The sequence below is a fragment of the Dinoroseobacter sp. S375 genome (assembly GCF_049800775.1).
Lineage (GTDB): Bacteria > Pseudomonadota > Alphaproteobacteria > Rhodobacterales > Rhodobacteraceae > Dinoroseobacter.
In genome coordinates, this window is record NZ_JBNAFR010000001.1 from 283,396 (window position 1) to 305,616 (window position 22,221).

At 62.7% G+C, this 22,221-nt stretch carries 16 protein-coding genes; 3 read left to right on the forward strand and 13 right to left on the reverse strand.

The features are described from left to right. Nucleotides 1-124 precede the first annotated feature (124 nt). The 10 genes from ACP150_RS01310 to ACP150_RS01355 form a co-directional block, all read right to left on the reverse strand. Nucleotides 125-460: a hypothetical protein gene (locus tag ACP150_RS01310; RefSeq protein WP_424964732.1), complete on the reverse strand. Its 336-nt coding sequence runs from the start codon at nucleotides 458-460 to the stop codon at nucleotides 125-127. Nucleotides 461-495: 35 nt separating this feature from the next. Further along, nucleotides 496-2,220 (reverse strand): HAD-IIIC family phosphatase, encoded by a 1,725-nt coding sequence (locus ACP150_RS01315; protein WP_424964733.1) that lies wholly within the window; start codon nucleotides 2,218-2,220, stop codon nucleotides 496-498. A 214-nt stretch (nucleotides 2,221-2,434) separates the two neighbouring features. After that, nucleotides 2,435-3,349, reverse strand: a complete 915-nt coding sequence (locus ACP150_RS01320) for a sulfotransferase family protein (protein WP_424964734.1) — start codon at nucleotides 3,347-3,349, stop codon at nucleotides 2,435-2,437. A 162-nt stretch (nucleotides 3,350-3,511) separates the two neighbouring features. Continuing rightward, a complete protein-coding gene (locus tag ACP150_RS01325; protein WP_424964735.1) occupies nucleotides 3,512-4,519 on the reverse strand; it encodes a TylF/MycF/NovP-related O-methyltransferase in 1,008 nt (335 codons plus the stop codon). A 147-nt stretch (nucleotides 4,520-4,666) separates the two neighbouring features. After that, entirely contained in the window at nucleotides 4,667-6,412 is a 1,746-nt protein-coding gene (lpdA, locus tag ACP150_RS01330; protein ID WP_424964736.1) for a dihydrolipoyl dehydrogenase, read from the reverse strand. Nucleotides 6,413-6,424: 12 nt separating this feature from the next. Continuing rightward, nucleotides 6,425-7,690 carry a dihydrolipoyllysine-residue acetyltransferase gene (gene aceF, locus ACP150_RS01335; protein ID WP_424964737.1) on the reverse strand — a complete coding sequence of 422 codons (1,266 nt, stop codon included), beginning with the start codon at nucleotides 7,688-7,690 and terminating at the stop codon, nucleotides 6,425-6,427. Nucleotides 7,691-7,716: 26 nt separating this feature from the next. Continuing rightward, on the reverse strand, nucleotides 7,717-10,374 hold the full coding sequence (gene aceE / locus ACP150_RS01340) for a pyruvate dehydrogenase (acetyl-transferring), homodimeric type (protein ID WP_424964738.1): 2,658 nt from the start codon (nucleotides 10,372-10,374) through the stop codon (nucleotides 7,717-7,719). Nucleotides 10,375-10,606: 232 nt separating this feature from the next. Continuing rightward, nucleotides 10,607-12,307 carry a D-lactate dehydrogenase gene (gene dld / locus ACP150_RS01345; RefSeq protein WP_424964739.1) on the reverse strand — a complete coding sequence of 567 codons (1,701 nt, stop codon included), beginning with the start codon at nucleotides 12,305-12,307 and terminating at the stop codon, nucleotides 10,607-10,609. A 14-nt stretch (nucleotides 12,308-12,321) separates the two neighbouring features. Continuing rightward, on the reverse strand, nucleotides 12,322-14,388 hold the full coding sequence (locus ACP150_RS01350; protein WP_424964740.1) for a TRAP transporter large permease subunit: 2,067 nt from the start codon (nucleotides 14,386-14,388) through the stop codon (nucleotides 12,322-12,324). Nucleotides 14,389-14,531: 143 nt separating this feature from the next. Further along, nucleotides 14,532-15,584 carry a TRAP transporter substrate-binding protein gene (locus ACP150_RS01355; protein ID WP_424964741.1) on the reverse strand — a complete coding sequence of 351 codons (1,053 nt, stop codon included), beginning with the start codon at nucleotides 15,582-15,584 and terminating at the stop codon, nucleotides 14,532-14,534. Nucleotides 15,585-15,910: 326 nt separating this feature from the next. Between ACP150_RS01355 and ACP150_RS01360 the strand changes: the two genes are divergently transcribed. The 3 genes from ACP150_RS01360 to ACP150_RS01370 are packed head-to-tail and all read left to right on the forward strand — an operon-like array spanning nucleotide 15,911 to nucleotide 19,150. Beyond that, nucleotides 15,911-16,702 carry a FadR/GntR family transcriptional regulator gene (locus tag ACP150_RS01360; RefSeq protein WP_424964742.1) on the forward strand — a complete coding sequence of 264 codons (792 nt, stop codon included), beginning with the start codon at nucleotides 15,911-15,913 and terminating at the stop codon, nucleotides 16,700-16,702. 55 nt (nucleotides 16,703-16,757) lie between these two features. Beyond that, complete coding sequence (locus tag ACP150_RS01365) at nucleotides 16,758-17,876, forward strand: AAA family ATPase (RefSeq protein WP_424964743.1); 1,119 nt, start codon at nucleotides 16,758-16,760, stop codon at nucleotides 17,874-17,876. Nucleotides 17,877-17,878: 2 nt separating this feature from the next. Then, nucleotides 17,879-19,150, forward strand: a complete 1,272-nt coding sequence (locus tag ACP150_RS01370) for a DUF2201 family putative metallopeptidase (protein WP_424964744.1) — start codon at nucleotides 17,879-17,881, stop codon at nucleotides 19,148-19,150. Here the strand turns inward: ACP150_RS01370 and ACP150_RS01375 are convergent. From ACP150_RS01375 to ACP150_RS01385, 3 genes are all read right to left on the reverse strand, one after another. Continuing rightward, complete coding sequence (locus tag ACP150_RS01375) at nucleotides 19,147-19,842, reverse strand: hypothetical protein (RefSeq protein WP_424964745.1); 696 nt, start codon at nucleotides 19,840-19,842, stop codon at nucleotides 19,147-19,149. The genes ACP150_RS01370 and ACP150_RS01375 overlap by 4 nt on opposite strands. A 24-nt stretch (nucleotides 19,843-19,866) precedes the next feature. Next, nucleotides 19,867-20,790: a ribokinase gene (locus tag ACP150_RS01380; RefSeq protein WP_424964746.1), complete on the reverse strand. Its 924-nt coding sequence runs from the start codon at nucleotides 20,788-20,790 to the stop codon at nucleotides 19,867-19,869. Between the two features lie 137 nt (nucleotides 20,791-20,927). Further along, nucleotides 20,928-22,211, reverse strand: coding sequence for an ABC transporter substrate-binding protein (locus ACP150_RS01385; protein ID WP_424964747.1), 1,284 nt, complete (start codon nucleotides 22,209-22,211; stop codon nucleotides 20,928-20,930). Between the last annotated feature and the right edge of the window lie 10 nt (nucleotides 22,212-22,221).

A 22,221-nucleotide genomic window follows, 5' to 3' on the forward strand; every position in this document is an offset into this window, starting at 1 on the left:
GGCGATGCCCCAAATTTCCAATGTCAACAGCCAAGAAGAAAGGCGTTCGCACCCAACGCTTCAACACGCGGCCCTGACCCGTCTCCTAAATCAAACGGACGTTAGAAAACCGTTAGGACCGCCTTCAATCCTCGCTTATTTCAAAGCCGCAGCGTAAGAGGCCGTCGAAATATTGCAATGCAGCGAATGTCACAGCAGCATGCGCTGCCAGACTAGCTTTTTGCGGCATTTCTCGCAAGTTGTGTTGATCGTGGTGAGGACCCGGGCCGATCGATCTTGTCGCAGTTAACCTCATTTTTCTACTCATGTCGCGGCGGTCGATATCCGCGCGATCAATACCATCACTCGCGAAAACTGTATCCAGACTCGCCGCTTTACGCAACGATATGATGAGTTTGAAACGCGAGAATAGCGCAATCCCTGAGCGCTTGCCCGAATTGTCAGCACGCCAGGGACGCAAGATCCTTGGCCAGACGGGGCTCCGGACCTCGCCTCCTACTCCGCCGCGACCTCGGACAGACCGGTCTGCGCCTCTGCTTGCGTCATGAAATCATTGACGCAACTGGCGATCTTGAAATAGCCGGCCCGGGTGTAATGGTCACTGTCCTGGAAATCCTCTTCCAGCAAGAGCGCATCCAAATCGACCAGATGGGCCTGCGCTTGCCCATCGCAAAAGGTCCGGCACATGGCATTATAGGCATGTCGCATCTCGCCGGTCCGCTCTGCCTGCTGGCCGGTTTTGGTCGCAGCCGTCAGCAGGAACACTTGCGTGTTCTGAGCGACCAATGACATCACCCGCTCCAGGCTGCGGCGGGTGAGCTCGAGACTTTCGTCAAGCGTATATCGACGGTGATAAAAGCTCTTGGCGAACCAAAGGGCCTGGTCGGACTTGATGAATTTCTTGAGGGTGCGCGGCGGCACCTTGATCAGGTACTCGCCCCCCCATTCCTTGCCCCCAAACGTAAAAAACGTGTCCCCGGGCACAGCGTAATAGAGCGACAGCAGCACCACATCCGAACTGGCCAGAGCGGTATCCAGCGCCTCCATATCCTGATGTGACCAGCTGGGAAACTTCTTCAGCGTCTGGTCATGCTTGAGCGGCTTGCGCGGATTGAGAAAGAAACCCGGATCGTCATAGCGCACCAGATAACCGCGATCCTCCTTGTTGACGAACTCGTGGCGATTGGTCCCGCAATAGAAAGACACCTGGAGCAGGTCACAGCCACCGACGAGGCATAAGGTCCGGTCATCCTGTTCGGAAAACACCTGATCGGAGGAGGAGGCCTCGGCGATCCAGTCGATCTCGTCATGCTCGTCGAGCGGATTGGCCACGGGCCCCTTCACAGCGAATTCCGGCGCGCCGATCCGACGCCAGACAAACTGCTCCACCCCCATGTTCAAAGTGCGGCAGGAGAAGCAGAAATGGTGCACGGTCGTGCCGTTGAACTTCACCCGTGCCGCAAAAAAGCCGACGATGCCGTAATCGCCATAGCGATCGGTGACACGCACCAGTCCCGCGTGAACCCCGGAGGTCGCCAGCAGCGCATCGAGCTCAGCACGCGCGGCGGTGGTCTCGACCCGTTTCTTGGTGAAATTGAGCTGGTTCGTACGGTTGATCAGCTCCAACACACGGTCCATATGCGGCTCGATCTCGGTGATGATCTCGACCCGGATCTGCGATTGGCGCAGGAACTCCATATTGTCGAGCGCGCCCGCCGCCTGTTCGGCCTGCTTGGTCTCCAGCATCTTGTACTGCGCCAGCCGGGAATGCGCGCGATCATCCTTGCCCTTAAGCTGGGGCAGATCGAGCAACCCGCTCAGATCGCCCTGAGCCTGCACACACATGAGCCCTTTGTTGAAAAAGCCCGCCTCTTCGAGGTTCATGTGATTATCGTCCAGAAACAGGACGTTGGGGGCACGCAGTTGCGCCCGTTCCAGGATGCTAGCGATCGCCTGTCCCTTCGGGGTCCAGTCGATATGGGGGAACACGAAATACTCCCACACGCCCAGAGTTTCGAGCGCCGCGCGCGCTGTCTCGAGGTCGTTCTTGGAACAGATCGACGACATGATCCCGCGATCCGCGAGCGCCTTGATCATCTGCGTGTGGGCCGCCAGCTCTGTCATACCGCCTTCGGACAGGGTCCCCTGCCAGAAGGTTTCATCAAGATCCCATATCACCAGTTTGACCTGAGACGTCACAGCTTCGAAGGTCGTGCTCACGTCACGTGCTCCTGTCTCCAGACGCTCCGTTCAGGAGCGGGTTCGGGCCCGGCAGGCCGCGCGCCTTCTGGCGCAAATCACGCGGTGTTCCCGCGGGTCGCCGTGGGGCCTGCGCCCCCGGCCTTGGCTGCGTTTCACAGCTTAGGCCTTGGATCGCACCAAATTGCAAATTTATCGTTTCCAAGATCCTAAAAAGACCGGAAACCCGCGCAGTTCAGCCGTCTTTATAGCCAAAAAACTTGGCCATTTCGACCACGTGGTCCGCAAAGGGCATACCGTCATCGCGCCAGGGCAGCGCCCCGGTCAACGGTTCCGGCTTGGCGGTATAGGGCCGCAACGCCGGCTTTTCCTGAAAACTCGGGTCGCCGCCCCATGGCGCATTCTCGGGGCCGGGTTGGGCAAAGGGCGAGGTTTCGGGGTGCTTCATGGCCTCGATCGCCTCGGCATCCGAGGACACCCCGACCCAATCGCAGATTGTCTTGAGCCAGCGATCCGGGTCCGTCAACAGGTCCTCGCCACGGATCCGCATATGGCGCTCCGGTTCGATCGTGTCGAGGAAATCCATGATCCGTTCATGGGCAACGAACCAGTGCACCTGCGGGTCGAGCACGGGCGGCGTCATCCGCCGGTCCCAGGAATCGCCGAGCGGCGAGGCCAGGATCATGGCGTACCATTCCGCCGTCATCATCGAGCGGCCCGCCGACATCGGGTGCCGGGTGATATGCAGGTAATTGGCCCCAGGCAGGATCTGATCCTGCCGGAAAGGATATTGCGGATCCGCCACGATGGAAGGGCTCTTTTCCACGATCGCCTTGGGGGCCACGGCCGCCTGCAACTCGGCCATGAGCGCTGCAGTGGTCATGCCGGGATTGTTGAACAGAAAGGCGCGCATCTCGTCGACACCCGCGGCAGTCACTTCTCCATATTCGAGCTGCGCCATAGCCCGCACGATGCCATGGGCCAGCCCGTTGCGCCCGCCTCCGGTATTGCGCAGAAACTCTCCGATGGTCTCGCCCAGCGTCAGGTTCAGCTCCGGCATGCCGTAGTGTTCGGGATGTTGCCCCAACATACCGGCGGCGACTGTCGTGAAAGAGCGACCGGGGCCCAAAAGGACGAGGGGCTGCGCCATATATGACCTCTTAAATTTCAGAGACTTGCAGCGCCCGGGCCCTGCCGGCACGCCGTGTCGAGAATGGGGTCACTGAACCATGATCCCGGATGTGTTGCAAATGGAGGCTGTGCCCCGCCCCGCGGTCTCTTGGTACAAAGGCCCGCAGGCGGAACGGTGCCGTCAGCCGTTCGAGGCCGCCTTTTTCTCGGTCCGGAGGCGGGCCTGTTCCTCACGGCGTTTGGCCAGATTGGCGGCCTGACGCTCTTTCTGAAGTTTCAGACGCTCCTGCCGGCGCTCTTCCATGATCACGGCGCGACGCGCCTCGAACTCTTCCCGCTCCTTGGATTTCTGAATGCGCAGTTCTTCGGCGCGGACCACCCGCAACTCGGACACCTCGTCATAGAGCGCCGCGAGCGAGGTCACCTCGGCGAGGTAGTCCGAATCCTCCAGCGGGCCGTAGTCGATCCCGCCTTCGGTCAGCACCAGCGAGGCCTGCTGCCAGTAAGAGCCCCCCATCTGCTCGCGCCATGTCGGAAAGGTCTTGTCGCGGATCATCTCAAGCGTTTCGCGCGGCAGCCAGAGGTTCTTGTCCAGCGCCAGCCAGCGAAAGCCCAGCCCGGTCCGCTCCAGCATCTGGAACAGGGCCAGCATCTCGTTCCAGAGTGCGTCAGCGTAGTTCACAAGTTCATCGAAATAGATCGGCAGGCCCGGGCGCAGATGGCCCTTCGCCTCCAGCGCGGTGAACACATCCACGGTCGAGGAGTAGATATCGCAGTCGATATTCACGAAGGCGACAGGCTCTTCATTTTCCTCAAGAAATCCCGGCAGTGTGTCTGAGAAATACCCTTTCACCAGCCGGACATTCTCGGGCACCTCGGGCAGGTCGACCACCTTGAAGGGTTTCTGCCAGTCGATGCGACCATCCTCGGGGAAGCCTTCGAAACTGTCGAAGCCGACCCAGGTTCGGTCCGGCTGCGCGTCGGCACAGAGATTGATCGACCGCCCCCGCCAGACCCCGAATTCCAGCCCCAGACCGGGCTGATCCGCGACCACGTCGATCGTGGTCGGCAGCACGGTGGTGCGGGTGACCCGGTCACTTTCTGGCGCGTGGAGGGCGCAGGCCTTGAGCTTGTGCAGGTTGGCCAGAAGAAACGCCGCGTAGCGCTGGGAGTCCGTCAGGTCGGTCACGGGCATACTCACCTCTCGGTCCGGGATTAATCAATAACTCCGGTATAAAGCGATCTTTGCAAACCAACCGTAAACAGCCCTCGCCCAAACGCAAGCGCCCGGCTCGAACGGATCGAGCCGGGCGCAAAGCTGCCAGTGACCGACAGGTCAGGCTTTCTTTTTCTTCTTCGGCGGCATCAGGTCCGTGATGGTGCCTTCGAACATCTCGGCGGCGAAGTTCACCGTCTCCGACAGGGTCGGGTGCGGGTGAATGGTGTGGCCGAGATCGACAGCATCCGCCCCCATCTCGATGGCCAGCGCGACCTCCGAGATCAGATCCCCGGCACTGGTGCCAACGATACAGGCGCCGATCACGCGATCATCTTCGGGATCAAAGAGCAGCTTGGTGATGCCCTCAGACCGACCGTTGGACAGGGATTTGCCCGATGCCGCCCAGGGGAAGACACCTTTCTCGTACTTGATACCCTTGGCCTTTGCATCGGATTCCGTGACGCCGCACCAGGCGACTTCGGGGTCCGTATAGGCGACCGACGGGATCAGACGCGCATCGAAATGCCGCTTGTGCCCGGCTGCAACCTCTGCCGCCACTTTGCCCTCGTGGACGGCCTTGTGCGCCAGCATGGGCTGGCCCACCAGATCGCCGATGGCGAAGATATGCGGCACGCCGGTGCGCTGCTGGCTGTCCACGGCGATGAAGCCGCGCTCATCCACGACCACACCGGCCTTGTCCGCATCGATCAGCTTGCCGTTCGGCTTGCGCCCCACGGCCACCAGCACCTTGTCGAAGGTGTCAGTCGTGACCTCGCCCTTGTCATCCTCGAAGGAGACCTTGAGGCCTTTCTTCAGCGCTTCGACCGCGGTGACCTTGGTCTTGAGCTTGATGGCCTCATAGCGCCCCTCAATCCGCTTGTGCAGCGGCTTGACGATATCCTTGTCCGCACCCGGGATGATCTGATCCATCAGCTCAACCACGGTGATGTCAGAGCCGAGCGCGTCATAGACCGTGGCCATTTCCAGACCGATGATCCCGCCGCCCAGCACCAGCATCCGCTTGGGGATGTCGGCCAGTTCCAGCGCACCAGTGCTGTCGATGATCCGGTCATCTTCCGGCAGGAAGGGCAGGTTCACCGGCTCGGAGCCCGCCGCGATGATGCATTGGTCAAAGCTGACATTGGTCACCTTGCCGTCGTCATCCTCGACCGCGATCATGTTCGGGCCGGTGAACTTGCCGTAGCCGTTCACAACCTGAACCTTGCGGCCTTTGGCCAAACCGCCCAGACCACCCGTCAGCTGACCGATCACGCTGTTCTTGAAGCTGCGCAGCTCATCCAGATCGATCTTGGGCTTGCCGAAGCTCACGCCGTGACCGCCCATTTCCTCGGCCTCGGTGATAACCTTGGCCACATGGAGAAGCGCCTTGGACGGGATACAGCCAACATTGAGGCACACCCCGCCGAGCGACGGATAACGCTCGATCAGAACGACCTTCTTGCCCAGATCCGCCGCGCGGAACGCCGCGGTGTAGCCGCCCGGGCCCGAGCCCAGAACCACGACCTCGCCATGGACATCGCCGGCACCCGTTGCGGTGCCGGTGGCCGCCACAGCGCTCGGCGCCGCGACTGCGGCCGCGGCGGGCGCGGCCTCGACGGGCGCGTCAGCCGCCCCTGCCGCGTCGAACACCATGATCACGGTGCCTTCGGAGACGCTGTCGCCTTCGGCCACCTTGATCTCCTTGACCACGCCATCAGCGGGGCTCGGGACTTCCATCGTCGCCTTGTCGGATTCCAACTCGATCAGCGGGTCCTCGGCAGAGACAGTGTCTCCGACCGCAACCAGGATCGAGATGACGGGTACATCGGAGAAATCACCGATATCAGGTACTTTAACTTCCATCGATCTATCTCCTTACCACATCAGCTTGCGCATATCGCCGAGCAGGGTCTTGAGCGTCACGACAAAGCGTGCGGCCAGAGCCCCATCCACGGCGCGGTGGTCATAGCTGAGCGAAAGCGGCTGCATCAGGCGCGGCACGAACTCTTCGCCATTCCAGACCGGGGCCATCTTCGACCGGGTCAGGCCGAGGATCGCCACTTCGGGGGCGTTCACGATCGGCGTGAAGGAGGTCCCCCCGATGCCGCCCAGGGACGAAATGGTGAAGGTCGCGCCCTGCATGTCGGGGCCTTTCAGCTCGCCTGCGCGCGCCTTGCCCGACAGCTCCATCAGGTCCTTGGAGATATCCACCAGACCCTTGCGGTCCGCATCCTTGATCACCGGAACCATCAACCCGTTCGGCGTGTCGGCGGCAAAACCGATATTGTAGTAGTCCTTCTTGATCAGCTTGTCCCCATCGGGATGGATCGAGCTGTTGAACTCCCAGTGCTCCTTCAGCGCGCTGACGGAGGCCTTGATCACAAAGCTCAGAAGCGTGACGCGGTAGCCATTTTCCTTGGCCATCGTGTCCATTTCCTTGCGGTACTTGTCGAGATCCGTGATGTCCGCTTCGTCATTATGGGTGACATGCGGCACATTCAGCCAGGAGCGGTGCAGCGCCGGGCCCGAGATCTTCTTGATCCGGGGCATTTCCACGTCTTCGACCGGGCCGAATTTCGAGAAATCCACAACCGGGATCGGCGGGATGCCCATGCCACCGGCGGCAGCGCCCCCCTTGGCCGGAGCCGGAGCGGTGGACGATTTCAGGAAGGCGGTGACGTCTTCGCGCAGGATACGACCCTTGCGGCCCGACCCGTTCACCTTGCTCAGGTCAATCTCCAATGCCCGGGCAAAGGCCCGGACGGAGGGCGAGGCATGGGCCTTGCCGAAGCCCGCATCGGTGACGGGCGCCGGAGCGGCGGTGGCAGCAGGCGCAGCTGCCGGAGCAGCGGCAGGTGCCGCGGCGGGCGCAGCAGCCGGAGCCGCAACGGGCGCTTCGGCAGCCCCCTCCCCTTCGAGGATCAGCAGAAGCGTGCCTTCGGAGACACTGTCCCCCTCGGCCACTTTGATCTCGGCGACTTTACCGGCGGCAGAGGACGGAACCTCCATCGTGGCCTTGTCGCTTTCCAGTTCCACCAGCGGGTCTTCTTCGGCCACCACATCCCCGACGCTGACCAGAATGCTGATCACAGGTACGTCGGTGAAATCCCCAATGTCAGGCACTTTGACTTCGATTGCCATGTTCTTAACTCCTCTCGTCCCAGGCCTTAGACCAGCCGCGGGTTCGGCTTCTCGCCGTCAATTTCGTATTTTGCCAAAGCGTCCTTGAGGACTTTCTCGGTGATGTTGCCTGCCTTGAAGAGCTGCACCATCGCCGTGGCTGCAATGTGGTTCGCATCCACCTCGAAGAAGCGCCGCAGGTTCACGCGGCTGTCCGAGCGGCCAAAGCCATCGGTCCCGAGCACGGTGTAATCCCCGGGCACAAAGGCGCGGACCTGCTCGGCATAGTTCTTCATGTAGTCGGTGGCGGCGATGATCGGACCCTTGGCCCCCTCAAGCTGCTGGGTGATGAACGGCACTTGCGGCTCACCGAGCGGGTTGAGGCGGTTGTTGCGGGCGGCATCCTGACCGTCGCGGGCCAGCTCGTTGAAGCTGGTGGCCGACCAGATATCCGAGGTCACACCGAAGTCGTCCTCGAGCATTTCCGCCGCCTTGATCGCCTGCACGAGGATCGTGCCCGAGCCCATCAGGTTGACATGCTTCTTGCCCGGACGTGCGGTTTTCTTGAACCGGTACAGGCCTTTGACAATGTCATCCTCCACACCCATCGGCATATCCGGATGGCTGTAGTTCTCGTTCATCAGCGTCAGGTAGAAATAGACGTCTTCCTGATCCACATACATCCGCTTCAGACCATTATGGACGATGACGGCCACTTCGTAGCTGAAAGTCGGATCGTAGGTGATGCAGTTCGGGATGGTCCCGGCGAGGATGTGGCTATGCCCGTCCTCGTGCTGCAGACCTTCGCCGTTCAGGGTCGTCCGCCCGGCGGTGCCGCCCAGCATGAAGCCCCGTGCGCGGCTGTCGCCCGCGGCCCAGGCCAGATCGCCGATCCGCTGGAACCCGAACATCGAGTAGTAGATGAAGAACGGGATCATCGGGACGCCGTGGTTGGAGTACGACGTTGCCGCCGCGATCCAGTCGGCCATGGCGCCGGCCTCGTTGATGCCCTCCTGCAGAACCTGCCCGTCGATGCTCTCTTTATAGAACATCATCTGGTCGGCATCCTCGGGGGTGTAGTTCTGACCCATCGGGTTATAGATGCCCGCCGAGCGGAAGAGGCCTTCCATCCCGAAGGTCCGGCTTTCGTCCGGGACGATCGGCACGACCTGCTTGCCGATATTCTTGTCCCGCAGAAGCGTGGTCAGGATCCGAACAAAGGCCATGGTGGTCGAGATCTCGCGATCGCCGGTGCCCTTGAGCTGCCCGTCGAATTTCGAAAGGGCCGGGATCTCAAGCTTGGGCGTGTCACGCCATTCGCGCTTGGGGAATTCCCCGCCAAGCTCTTTGCGGCGCTCGAGGATATAGGCTTTCTGCGCGTTGTTGAGCGACACGAAGGGCGCCTTGGCCACATCCTCGTCGCTGACCGGGATCTGGAACCGATCGCGGAAGGCGCGCAGCTGATCCTCGTTCATTTTCTTCTGCTGGTGGGTGGTGTTCTGGCCTTCACCGGCCGAGCCCATCCCGTGACCCTTGACGGTCTTGACCAGCAGACAGCTCGGCTGACCCTTGGTGTCCGAGGCCTTCTTGAACGCGGTATAGACCTTTTGCGGATCGTGACCGCCGCGCCGCAGGGCCCAGATCTGATCATCGGTCCAGTCTTCGACCAGCGCCGCCGTCTCCGGATACTTGCCGAAGAAATGCTTGCGGATATAGGCGCCGTCCTTGGACTTGAAGGTCTGGTAGTCGCCGTCGACAGTCTCTTCCATCAACTGACGCAGCTTGCCCGAGACATCTTTCTCCAGCAGGTCGTCCCAGCCCTTGCCCCAAAGCAGCTTGATCACATTCCAGCCCGCGCCCCGGAAGTCGCCTTCCAGCTCCTGCACGATCTTGGAGTTGCCGCGCACCGGGCCGTCGAGCCGCTGCAGGTTGCAGTTGATCACGAAGATCAGGTTGTCGAGACCTTCGCGCGCGGCCAGGTCAATCGCGCCCCGGCTTTCGGGTTCGTCCATCTCGCCATCGCCGAGGAAGACCCAGACCTTGCGGTCGGCCATGTCGATCAGGCCGCGGTTGTGCATGTATTTCATGAACCGCGCCTGGTAGATCGCCATGAGCGGACCAAGACCCATGGAAACCGTGGGGAACTGCCAGTAATCCGGCATCAGCCAGGGGTGCGGATAAGAGCTCAGGCCCGAGCCGTCCACTTCGGACCGGAAGTTTTCGAGCTGCTCTTCCGAAATCCGGCCCTCCATGAAGGAGCGCGCATAGATCCCGGGGATCACGTGCCCCTGGAAGAAGACCAGATCGCCGCCATGGATCGCGGATTTGGAGCGCCAGAAGTGGTTCAGACCGATATCGTACATGACCGCCGACGAGGCGAAGGACGCGATATGCCCGCCATATTCCGAGGACACCTTGTTGCGGCGCACGACCGTGGCCATGGCGTTCCAGCGGTTGATGGTGCGGATGCGCCATTCCATGTCCATATCGCCCGGGAATTCGAGCTGATCGTCCACGGGAATGGTGTTCTGGTAAGGCGTTGTCGCCGAGAACGGCAGCGTGGCACCTGCGGCGCGGGCTTGTTGCACGGCCTTGTCGAGCAGGTAATGCGCGCGATCCGCGCCATCCCGTGCGATCACATCTTCAATGGCTTCCTGCCATTCCTGTGACTCGACCGGATCAATATCGTGTTTGGTGTCAGTCATGGTCCTCTATCCCTCAGGAGCCCCGTTCGGAGCCGGCTCCAATTCGTTTAACACTAAATCAATCGCAAAGTCCGGTTGGCAAAATGCCTCCCCCCTTCCGCTCACGCCCCGTAGGACGCTGTGCGACTGACGCTCCTATGTCTCTGATGCCGTGTTAACACGGGGTCTGTTAGGTCAGAACCCCTGCCAGATGCATAGCGCTACGCATCTGACGCATACCAATGGTTCAACATTAAACTTCCTCCCGTTCTTCGCCATAATACTTGGCTTTCGACATCTTGCCGATCCCCGGATTCATGGAATTCGTCGGATCCACCGACTTGTAGAACGCCGCGAGATCCGGTTTCGCCGGATAGAGGTGGCCGACATTGTGCTCTGCCGGGTATTCCGCCCCTCTTTGGTCAAGCAATTCAAGCATTTCCGCCTTGAGCGCCTTTACGTCGACGCCTTTCTTGACGATGTAATCCTGGTGCAAAACATGGCACATGAAGTGCCCGTAATAGAGCTTGTGCACGAGCTTGTCGGAGATCGAGGGCGGCAGCTCTTCGAGCCAGGCCCGCTCGTTGCGCTTGAGCGCAATATCGAGCGCAAGGATGTCCTCGACCTCGTTGAAGTGGATGTTCTGGTATCGGATCGCCGCCCCGGCCGCTGCAAAGCGGTTCAGACCGGCGATCTTGCCTTCCTGCGGGGTGCATTCGAAATAGTCACCGTCCCGCGTCGCGAAAAACCCGTTCAAGAACAGCCGGGCCTCGTCGATCCCGCTATCGCGCATCTTGAGGATCAGATGATGCTCGTAGCGGTCGCGATACTCCATCAGCCGCGGGGGGATAAGACGCGGCACCAACCGGCTGGCAAATTGCATGAACTTGTCAGTAAACCCGCGGGTCAGCGCGAACTTGTTCAGCCTGGCATCCACCGCGCCCTTGATCGCAAAGAACATGGGCAGCTTGTCCGTGCCGAGCCAGTTGATCATCATCACGGTGTCTTTGCCGTATTTCTCCGAGATATCGAAGATCTCGCGCTGCATGTATTCCGCCGAGACCGGCAGCGTCTTGAACTCCGCCAGCATGTGACGGCGCAGCGCCGTAAGCTCCTCGGGATCATTGGTCCCGATATAGAAAACCTGTTCGGCCTCGTTCTTGGGATAGGAATCCAGCCGCACGGCAAAGACCGCAAGCTTGCCCGCGCAGCCCGCCGCCTCGTAGAGCCGCCGCTTGTCCGCGTTGAACCGCGCCGGGGTGTCCGCATCCACGTCGCGGACGCGGGTGGCGTATTCAGTATCCGAGGCCTGCTTGTTGGAATACTCCACATCCGCATCGGTGAACGCGCCCGTCTGCAGACGTGTCAGGATCTCTTCCGGGGTCTCGCCCAGATTGATGCCCAGATGGTTGACCAGCTCCAGCTGGCCATCCGCCGAGATCTGCGCAAAGAGCGACAGTTCGGTATAGGACGGCCCCCGCTCGATGAGGGAGCCGCCGGAATTGTTGCACACGCCGCCGACAATGGACGCGCCGATGCAGGAGGAGCCGATCACCGAATGAGGCTGGCGCCCCAGCGGATCCAGCAGCTTCTCCAGCGCAAATAGCGTGGCCCCCGGCAGGCTGATCACCTGGCGCCCGCCATCGAGCGTCATCAGCTTGTCCATCCGGCGCGTGTTGATCAGGACCACGTCCCGATCATAACCGCCATTGGGGGTGGAGCCTTCGGTCAGCCCGGTATTGGCCGCCTGCATGATGACGATCTTGTCCGCCTTCACGCAGGCCTGCAGGACCTTCCATTGCTCCAGGATTGTCGCTGGCTGCACGACCGCCAGGGCATCGCCCTCCCCCGAGCGGAAGCCCTTGCGGAACCGCTCGGTCTTGCGGGCATCGGTCAGGATGTGGCGTTTGCCAACGATGCCGCGCAGGGTCTCGACAAGCTCTTGATCGGTCATGTGCCCAGCCTCCTTCAGTAGGCTACGGAGGGTAGCCAGGTTGCAAGTGCAGGCAGCAGGAACACCAGCGCCAACCCCGTCAGCTGCAGCAGGACGAAAGGAATGATCCCTTTGTAGATGTCCAGCAGCTTGATCTCCGGCGGGCATACCCCCTTGAGATAGAACAGGGCAAACCCGACCGGCGGAGTCAAGAATGATGTCTGCAGGGTGACTGCGACAAGAATGACGAACCACACGAGCGCCGGCTCGTCGATGACGTCAAATCCGGGGATGTCGATGCCCAGCCCGTTCACGATCGGACGCATCAGCGGCAGCACGATCAGGGTGATCTCGATCCAGTCCAGAACGAAGCCCAGCAGGAACACGATGAACAGGATGAAGAGCACGGTGCCATTCGGACCCAGACCCGTCGAGGCGATCATATGCTCGATCAGCTCGTCTCCGCCCAGCTCACGCAGGACGTAAGAGAAGACCGTGGCACCGAGGAAGATTGCAAAGATATAGGCGGTCGTGTTGAAGGTCGAGACCAGCACATTGACCAGCTTCTGCAGGGTCAGCTTGCGATAGCCCAGCGCCAGCAGCGTCGCGCCCAAGGCGCCCACACCAGAGGCTTCGGTCGGCGTGGTGATGCCCGCAAAGATCGAGCCCAGCACCGCAAGGATCAGACCAAGTGTCGGCAGAACCGCGATCAGCACGTCCTTGACCGCGTCCCAATCCGGCGAGACGGCCCCTTCGGGCACCGGTGCCACATCAGGCTTCAGGTAAGAGATCACGAAGATATAGACGAGGTAGAGCCCCCCGATGATCACGCCCGGGAAGACCGCGGCCATGAAGAGATCCCCCACGGACAGGGCCATCTGGTCGGCCATGATCACAAGCATGATCGACGGCGGGATCAGGATGCCCAGCGTACCCGAGGCCGAGACGACACCGGCGGCCAGTTTGGGCGAGTATTTCTGCTCCATCATCGACGGCAGGGACAGAACGCCCAGCAGCACGACCGAGGCACCGATGATGCCGGTGGAGGCCGCGAGGATGATCCCGATCATCGTCACCGTGATCGCCAGACCGCCACGGGTCTTGCCGAACAGACGCTGCATCGAGGTCATCAGACGCTCGGCCACACCGGATTCGTCCAGCATGAGGCCCATGAAGATGAACATCGGCAGGGCGACAAGCACCGCGTTGGACATGGTCGCGTAGACCCGGTTCACCGTGGCACCCAGGGTCAGGTAGTCGAGCCCGGTCAGCGTGCCCTCAAGCCCGGTCCAGAGCATCAGGTCATTGTCAAAGAGGAAGGCGAGCCCGCAATAGGCAACCCCCACCCCGGCAAGCGTCCAGGCCACCGGATAGCCGGTGAAGAGAAGCGCGATAAAAGTCATGAACATCGCCACGACCAGCTTCTCCTCGGTGGTCTCCACCAGGAAAGTCAGGCCAAAGGCCACGACGGCAAAGGCCGCCAGCGCCGCGAGGATCAGGCCAAGGCCCTTGCCCGCCTTCTCATCCTCGTAGCCGACCATCAATGCGTGCCCGTCATGGACCAGACGCGCCAGGGCGGCGAGCGCCAGCATCACGAAGCTGAACGGGATGATCGCCTTGAATGCCCAGCGCATGGGCAGGCCCGTCGGGCTGTCGGAGCGCTCGTTCACCCGGTAGCTCTCGTAGAAATAGTCATAGCCCTGATCCACCATCAGGTAGATGAAAGGCACCAGCAGGGTCAGGATCCCGATCACCTCGATGATCCGCTGGGACCGGCGGCTCAGCTGCATATGCAGCAGATCAACGCGCACATGGCTGTCGGTGACGAGCGCGTAAGAGATGCCGATCATCGTGACAGCCCCGTAGAAATGCCACTGGATCTCGTCGAGCTTCGGGAAGTTCTGGTTCAGAAGATAGCGGAACAGCACCTGCGCCACGATTGCGGTGATGAGCAGGATATTGGCCCACATGACCACATGGCCGACGCCTTTGACGGTCTTGTCGAGCGCGATCGCAAAGGATTGCGTGTCGCGCTCTTCGTGTTCGAGCAGATGCTCATATGTTTCGATTGGATCTTGGATCTGATTGGGCTGCACGGCCATTAGTCCTCTCCTTGGGTCCCCAGATGGCAGGCGCAATTGCCCAGCCGCTTTTGCATAAGGTTTTGAAATGTCTGAAAATCAGGGGGTAGTCGGGGCGGCGCGGGAATTGGGAGGGGGAGGGGCGCCGCCCCGGCCCAGACGCGTTACTGACGCGGCAGGAAGGCGTTCCGCTTCCAAAGGGCATAGCCTTCGCGGAATTCGGTCATGTCGGCGAGAACCTTGGCAAAGTACTCGTCATTGGCAGCTTCTTCGGCGGCCACGTCGTCCCAGGTGGTCCGGAACAGCTCGAGCATCTCGGGCGACCACTGCTTCATCTCGACACCGTTGTTTTCAATATTGTCGATCAGAGCGGCGTGCTGGATGGCTTCGCCTTCGGCAAAGCTGTCGGCCATGGAGGCTTTACAGGCGCTTTCGATGATCGCCTGGTGCTGCTCGGAAGCTTCGTTCCACACGTCCTTGTTGATCATCAGTTCGAACACGGTCGCCTGCTGGTGCCAGCCGGGGAAGTAGTTGAACTTCACCAGCTTGTGGAAGCCGAGACGGGCGTCGATGGCGGGCATGGAGAACTCGGTCGCGTCGATCGCGCCTTTTTCCAGCGCCGGGAAGATCTCGCCACCAGGCAGCAGCGACGTGGCAACGCCGAGCTTTTGCATGACTTTGCCGCCCAGACCGAAGAAGCGCATCTTCAGGCCGTTCAGGTCCTCGGCGGAGTTGATCTCGTTGGCGAACCAGCCGGAGGTCTCCGGCGCAATGATCGCACAGGGCAGGACTTTGACGTTGTAGCCGGCCTGGTCATACATCTCCTGATAGAGGTCCATGCCGTTGCCGTAATAGAGCCACGCCATGTACTCACCGGCCTCGGGGCCGAAGGGCACAGCCGAAAAGAGCGGCGCGGCCGGGATCTTGCCCGCCCAGTAGCCCGCGGTGGTGTAGCCGGAATTGATCTTGCCCGAGGAGACCGCGTCGAGGATCTCGAAGGCCGGAACCAGCTTGCCGGGCTCATAGACTTTCATGCGCAGCGTGCCGCCGGACATGGTCTTGAGCGCTTCGGCCACACGGGGGATCGGGGATCCCAGACCCGGCAGAGCGGTCGAGAAGGCGATGGGTGTCTTCAGCAGCATCTTGTCTGCTGCATGCGCAACCGGTGCGGTCAACATGGTCGCGGCTGCCAGCAGGCAGGTCAGGGTCTTTTTCATGTGTTTCCTCCACAAAAAACCGTGGCTCGGGGCCATTTCAATGTTTGGGGCGCTGGATGTGTCCTCCGCCACCCTGTCATGGTTCATAAACTTTACCACGGCGACGTGGCAAACTTTATTTACCAGCCGCGACAATCTGTGCGCATACCACCTATGCGTGCGTTGCAGAGCATTGACTGTTTTTTAATCGGCATCTGGGATGTCGGATTGGCTAAATACCGCCGTATACAAAGGTATTCGGCCTCCTGCGGCACGAAAGGCGTATTGCCAAATCGAGATTCAGGACAATATTATTTACCACGTGGGCCAGCACAGAGGATCACTCCATGCCTGTCGAAGCTTCTATATTCCAACCCATCGACCACGAATCGGTGGCGGACGCGGTCGTTGAGCGCATCGAGGAGCTCATCGTCAGCCGCGTGTTGCGACAGGGCAGCAAACTGCCCCCCGAACGGGATCTGGCCGAAGCGCTCTCGGTGTCGCGGCCCAAGCTGCGCGAGGCCCTGCGCCGGCTCGAGGATCACGGGCTGATCGAAACGCTCAAGGGCGAAGGCTCTTTTATCGCCCAGCTGACGAACAAGGCGATGTCCCCTGCCCTGCTCGATCTCTTCTCGCGCCATGGCGAGGCGTTCTTCGAGTATCTGGAATACCGCAAGGAACAGGAGGCCTTCGCCGCCCGTCTCGCCGCGGATCGCCATACGGAGTTTGATGCCAAGGTCATCACCCAGCATCTGGAGACCATGCGCATCGCCCATGAGGCCCATGATGCGCGCACCTCCATGGAGGCGGATATCGACTTCCATTCCTCCATCGTGGACGCCTCGCACAACACCATGCTGAGCCATATGATGTCCTCGATCTACGAGCTCACCCGGCGGGGCGTGTTCTACAACCGCGACTACCTGCGCGCGATTGACGGCACGGGCGAGATGCTGCTGGCCCAACATGAGGCGATCGGGGCGGCCATTCTGCGCCGGGACGCCGACGCGGCCGAGGCCGCAGCCCGCGAGCATATCGATTTCGTGGGCGACAGCTTTCGCAAGGGCGAAGAGCAACAGCGCCGCGAGGCCCTCGCCCAGAAACGCTATGCGCTGGCCAACAAGGTCACCACCCACTGACGCTCGACCGCCCCGCCCCGCGCCCTAGCTCTGCGAAGACGAGAGAGGGGGTGCCATGGCACTGAATGCAATGACCGTGTCCGCCGGAACCGCGCTGGACGTGTTGCGCACGGCCTGGAGCGCGCAACGGGCCGGGCAGCTCACCGCCTCTTACATGCTCCATGGCGCGCCCGGGGTGGGCAAGACCGAGATCATTCAGCAACTCGCGGAGGAGATCGGCGCGCGGCTCTTCGATCTGCGCCTCACGACGATCGAGCCGCAGGATCTGCGCGGGCTGCCCTATTACGACCACGACGCGCAAAAGACCGTCTGGTACCGCCCCGAGGATCTGCCCGATGACCCGGCGCGCCCGGCGGTGCTGTTCCTTGACGAGCTGACCGCCGCCGCCCCATCCCTGCAGCCCACGGTCTATGGCCTGCTGCAGGAGCGGCGCGTGGGCCAGCACCGTCTGCCCGATACCGTGTTTCTCGTGGCTGCGGGCAACACGGTCGAGGATGGCGCCATCGCCTATGAGATGGGCAGCGCCCTGTCGGACCGGTTGGTACATCTGCATGTGGTGGCGAGCGCGTCGGACTGGCTCGAGAATTACGCGATCCCGAATGGCCTGCACCCAGCGGTGATCGCCTTCCTGCGCAGCCGGGGCGATCTGCTCAGCACGGTGCGCGCCGCACAGGAGCGTGACGACCTCATCGCCGCCACCCCGCGCGCATGGGCCCGGGTCAGCGCCATCCTGCGCGCCACACCGGACCGGCGGCTACGCAATATCCTCGTGGCGGGCACGGTTGGCGAGGCCATCGGCGCGGAATTCGCGCTCGTCGCTGACGAGGTCGCCGCGACCGTGCGCATCGATGAGTTGCTGCAGGCCGAGCCCGGCAAGCGCCTCGCCCTCTACCCGGACAGCATGCATGGCCTTCATGCGCTGGTTTACGGACTGATCGGCGCGCTGAACGCCGAGACCGCAACCGGGGTCATCGCCTGCATGGCGGATCTGACCCGGCTCGCCGAGGCGCGGCCCGAACCCGTCTTTCGCACCCTGCCCCTGGAGGAGCTGCGCACCCATGGGTTCGAATTGCTGATCCAGCGGGGTCTGGCGCTCGATCTGGCCGAAAGCTTCCTCGACTCCCCCGCCTATGCCGACTACGCGCGCCAGCGCGAAGAGGCCGGGCTGGCCTGACCATGACCCGCGCCGCTGCGCATTCCCAACGGGCGACACGGGCGCTGCAGAAGCTCTCGGAGGCGGACCCAGCCCTTGCCGCACTGGCCCTCTGGTGCCAGCATCGCGACCGGGATCTTGGCGCGCTGCCTGCACAAAGCCAGGGCGTGCGCATTGCCTATGGCCCCGCCTTCGAAGGGCTCGGCCTGTCGGAACAGATGGGGCTCTGCGCCCATCACATCCTCCATGTCGCCCTGCGCCACAGCGCCCGCGCCAATGGGCTGGAACTTCGGCTGGGGCCGGCCTTTGCGCCCGAGCTTTTCGGCATTGCCGCCGATGTTCTGATCAACGAGACCCTGCTGGCTGCGGGCTACATCCAGCCCCGCCCCCATGTGACACTTGCAACCCTGGGCCGCGCGGCCCCGGCAGCGACCGCGCGCGATCTTCTGGGCCAGTATGATGCGGAGCGGCTTTACATGGCCCTGCGCGGCAATGGGGGCGACGCAGGCCGGGCCAAGCAGGCGCGCGAGGCGCTGACCGAGGCCGCCGAAGCCGATGGCTACAGAGCTGATCTCGCGCCCGAGCAGGACGGTGGAGGCGGAGAAGACGACACCCAAGAGGCGCAGGATTTCGAATGGCGGCAGCATCTGGCCCGCGCGCTGGAGGCGGGCAAGCTTGCCGGACGCGGGATCGGCGCGCTCGGCTTTCGTCTGGCGGATATCCCCGAGAGCCGCACCCCGTGGGAACAAACCCTGCGCAACCTGCTGGACCGGGCCCTGCGCGACGCGCCCCGGCCTAGCTTTCGCCGCCCGGCAGGGCGCTGGGTCGCCGCCGAGACCGAGGCCCGCGCCAATGGCCGCCCAGTCCCGGTGTTCGAGCCCGCCCGCCAGCGGGATCAGATGCAGCCCCGGATCGTGCTGGCGCTCGATTGCTCAAGCTCGATCACGGGGCAAGATCTGGCCCATTTCGCCGCCCAGGTCGCCCGGATCGGGCGGCGCGTGATGGCCGAGATCCACGTGATGCTCTTTGACGAAGTGGTTCAGAGCCACCGCCAAATGCGCGGCGCGGGCTGGTCCGACAGCCTTGCAGATTGGGACTTCGCCCGCGACGGCGGCACCTCCTTTGTCGAGGTTATCGCCGAGGCCGCGTCGCTCAACCCTTCGGTCCTCATCCTGCTCACCGATTGCGACGGCCCGTTCGGCGACCCGCCCGGACGCCTGCCCGTCATCTGGGCCTGCGCCGAACCACCGGCCCAGCGTCCGCCGTTCGGCACCCTCCTGACAATGGAGCGCTAGGAAGGCCGCGCCCGCGCCATGGCGGCAAGGCGCGCATGGGCGGAAACCTCCGCCGGGTCGAAGGCGATGCTGACCTCAAGCTTGTTCTGAGACAGGTTCACCCGCTGCAACGCGTCCTCGGTCAGGCCCTCGGCAAAGATTGTGTCTTGCACGTCCTGCCGTTCCGCAGGTGTCAGGGACAGGAACCGCGGATCCTCCCCACCCTCTTGCACCGATAGAAAGGTGAGCTGCGGTACCCGGATCAGGCCCGATTGCTCGATCATCAGGTGCAGTTCGCCCGCGCGCATGTCCCGTGCGGCGGCGATCCGGGCCAGAACCGAGCGCGCCCGCACCTGCAGCAGGTCCTGCACCCGCGCGACCTCGGCCTCCGTGGCCAGTGCTCGGCGCTTGTCGCGATCCGACACGGTCAGGACATAGGTCTCGATGATCAGCACGAAACCGAACATCGCCAGCGGCGCCTGGCTCAGACCCAGCGCCCAATCGGGCCGCGCGATCATCAGGAGCGGAAAGGGCAGAAGCGCAATCACGTAGCGCGCGAGCGATTTCTCGAACACGATCCGCCAGAACAGCTTGGAAAAGAGACCGCCTCGCGGATAGACCCAAACGCCCAGCGACATCAGCCGTCGCGGTACGTAGCTTGTGTCCAGCGTGGATTTGCCCAGCACCGTCTCGGGCGTGACCACGAGGATCATCCCCCGCCTCCGTACAAGCTACGCTCAGACCTCGGCAAGGAAGGCCTCAATCTCGGCGCGCGTCGGCATGGAGGGGCCAGCGCCGGGCCGGGTGACCGAGATCCCCGCAGTGGCGCAGCCGAAGGCCAACGCGTCGGCCATGCTCTGCCCCTCGGCCAGCGCAGTGGCGAGCCCACCGTTGAAGGCATCCCCCGCCCCGGTGGTCTCGACCACGGGGCCCGGTGCCTTTGCGGGTTGGTGCAGGCACTGCGTCGCATCCTTGTAGAGCACCCCTTGGGATCCCAGCGTGATGATGGCGGCCCCGGCCCCGCGCGCGCGCAGGGCATCGGCGGCGGCCTCGGCCTCGGCCAGATTGGTCACCGGGAGCCCCGTCAGGGCCTCGGCCTCGCTCTCGTTGGGCGTGATGAGGTCACACAGGCCCAGCATGGCATCGGACAGCTCCGCGGCGGGCGCCGGATTGAGGATCGTCATGACCCCGGCCTCCCGCGCGATCTCAAGCCCGCGATGGGCCGCGACGAGCGGTTGCTCGAGCTGGGTCATGAAGACCCCGGCCCCGGCGATTAACGCGGCCTCGGCCTCCAGATCGCTCCCATCCATATGGCCCGCCGCGCCGGGGGCCACGATGATCGCATTGTCGCCCGTGGCCTCCTCGATGAAGATATGGGCCGCGCCGGTATAGCTCTCGGGCATGGGGTGAACATGCGGGGTGACACCCGCCTCCTGCCAGATCCCGTCGGCCATCTCGGCAAAGGCATCCGCCCCGAGCCGCGTGATCATATGCGCGTCGCCCCCGGCCCGGGCGCAGGCAATCGCCTGGTTCGATCCCTTGCCCCCGGGATTGAGGGCAAAGCTGTTGCCGAGAGTGGTCTCGCCCATCTTCGGCATCCGGCCTGCGCGAAAGGCGCAATCGGCAACGAAGATGCCCAGAATGACAATCGGTTTTCCCATGATGCGCTGCCCTCCCCGGCTTGGGGATACTCTAGCGCGGCGCGGCCCGGGCGCAATGATCCTCGGGCCCGATCGCTCCCGAATGCAGACAGGGCCGCCCCTCGGGACGGCCCTGCTCTGGACGCTGTTGAACCGGGTTAGTTCAGATCGGCCATGAAGGCATTCACATCATCGAGCGAGATATATTCCTCTTCCGTGATGCCCTCTTCCGAGAAGCTCCAGATCACGGCCGGGGCCGACACGTCGCCATTGGCGTCGAACTGCACATTCCCCGTGGCGCCCTGGTAGAAGACATCCCCGCCCCCGGCGAGCACCTCGACGGCGGCGGTGAAGCCCGCCCCATCAGCGGTGATCGGTGTGCCTTCGGGGTTGGTAACGCGCCCGATCTGGGCTGCAATCTCTGCGCCTGACGCGCCTTCGCCCGCCGCCTGCATGGCCAGAAGCGCGATCATCGCCGCGTCATAGCTGTTGGCGAGGCCCGGCCCCGTGGGGGCGCTGCCGAACTTCTCGGTATAGCTTGCCACAAAAGCATCCGCCGAGGCCGCACGGGGCGAAGCCGTGTCCGTGCCGAGCGTGTTGCCGAGGAACTGCAGGCCGACATTCTCGACGAACTCCTCGGATTTCAGGGAATTCGCGACGATCATGTTCTGGGTCCCACCGAGCGAGATCCATTCCCGGACTGCCGCGATCCCTTCCTTGGGATAGAGCGCGAGATAAATCGCCTCGGGTTTGCCGCGCAGGGCTTCGGTCACCTCGGCCCGGTAGGACGGTTGGCCGTCATTCAGCGCGACAGAGCCGGTCACCTCGATCCCGAGCGCGGCCAGATCTTCGGCCACGAGCTTGCCGATATCCTGCCCCCAATCGTCATTCTTGTAGAGCACGGCAACGGATTTGTAGCCCTGATCAGCGGCCACCTTGGCCCCCATGGCCGCCTGCACGCCCGAGGTGGCGAAGGTCCGGAACCAAAGGCCTTCCGTCTTGCCCTCTTCGGCGAGCCCGGTGAACACGGTCGAGGACGAACAGCACGACATCTGCATCACACCCGACGGCACCGTGACCGAGGTCAGGATCGGCATGGACACCCCGGACGAGACCGCGCCCAGAAGCACGTCGATCCCGTCGAGATCCACCAATGCCTTGGCCGCATCCACGCCGACCTTGGGGTCAACCTGGCTGTCGCGCAGGACCATCTCGATCTGGCAGCCATTCACGCCACCGGCCTCGTTGACCTGATCTACGGCGAATTGTGCCGTGGCGGCGATCGGCTTGCCCCAGTCCACCGAGGTCGGCAGCACCGCACCGATCTTGGTGGTGCAGGATTGTGCTGCCGCCGCGCCGCCGAGGCTAGCGGCGATGAAGGTCACGCCCAGCATCAGGCTGGCCCGTGTCAATCTAGGTGAAAACGTCTTGGATCCGGTCATGAAAGTCTCC

Coding starts and splice junctions, on each gene's coding strand:
- ACP150_RS01370 (WP_424964744.1), top strand. CDS start 17,879: ATGACCCGCGCCGCTGCGCATTCCCAACGGGCGACACGGGCGCTGCAG.
- lpdA (WP_424964736.1), bottom strand. CDS start 6,412: ATGGAAGTTAAAGTACCTGATATCGGTGATTTCTCCGATGTACCCGTC.
- ACP150_RS01320 (WP_424964734.1), bottom strand. CDS start 3,349: ATGGCGCAGCCCCTCGTCCTTTTGGGCCCCGGTCGCTCTTTCACGACA.
- ACP150_RS01360 (WP_424964742.1), top strand. CDS start 15,911: ATGCCTGTCGAAGCTTCTATATTCCAACCCATCGACCACGAATCGGTG.
- ACP150_RS01380 (WP_424964746.1), bottom strand. CDS start 20,790: ATGGGAAAACCGATTGTCATTCTGGGCATCTTCGTTGCCGATTGCGCC.
- ACP150_RS01375 (WP_424964745.1), bottom strand. CDS start 19,842: ATGATCCTCGTGGTCACGCCCGAGACGGTGCTGGGCAAATCCACGCTG.
- aceE (WP_424964738.1), bottom strand. CDS start 10,374: ATGACTGACACCAAACACGATATTGATCCGGTCGAGTCACAGGAATGG.
- ACP150_RS01350 (WP_424964740.1), bottom strand. CDS start 14,388: ATGGCCGTGCAGCCCAATCAGATCCAAGATCCAATCGAAACATATGAG.
- ACP150_RS01355 (WP_424964741.1), bottom strand. CDS start 15,584: ATGAAAAAGACCCTGACCTGCCTGCTGGCAGCCGCGACCATGTTGACC.
- aceF (WP_424964737.1), bottom strand. CDS start 7,690: ATGGCAATCGAAGTCAAAGTGCCTGACATTGGGGATTTCACCGACGTA.
- dld (WP_424964739.1), bottom strand. CDS start 12,307: ATGACCGATCAAGAGCTTGTCGAGACCCTGCGCGGCATCGTTGGCAAA.
- ACP150_RS01385 (WP_424964747.1), bottom strand. CDS start 22,211: ATGACCGGATCCAAGACGTTTTCACCTAGATTGACACGGGCCAGCCTG.
- ACP150_RS01365 (WP_424964743.1), top strand. CDS start 16,758: ATGGCACTGAATGCAATGACCGTGTCCGCCGGAACCGCGCTGGACGTG.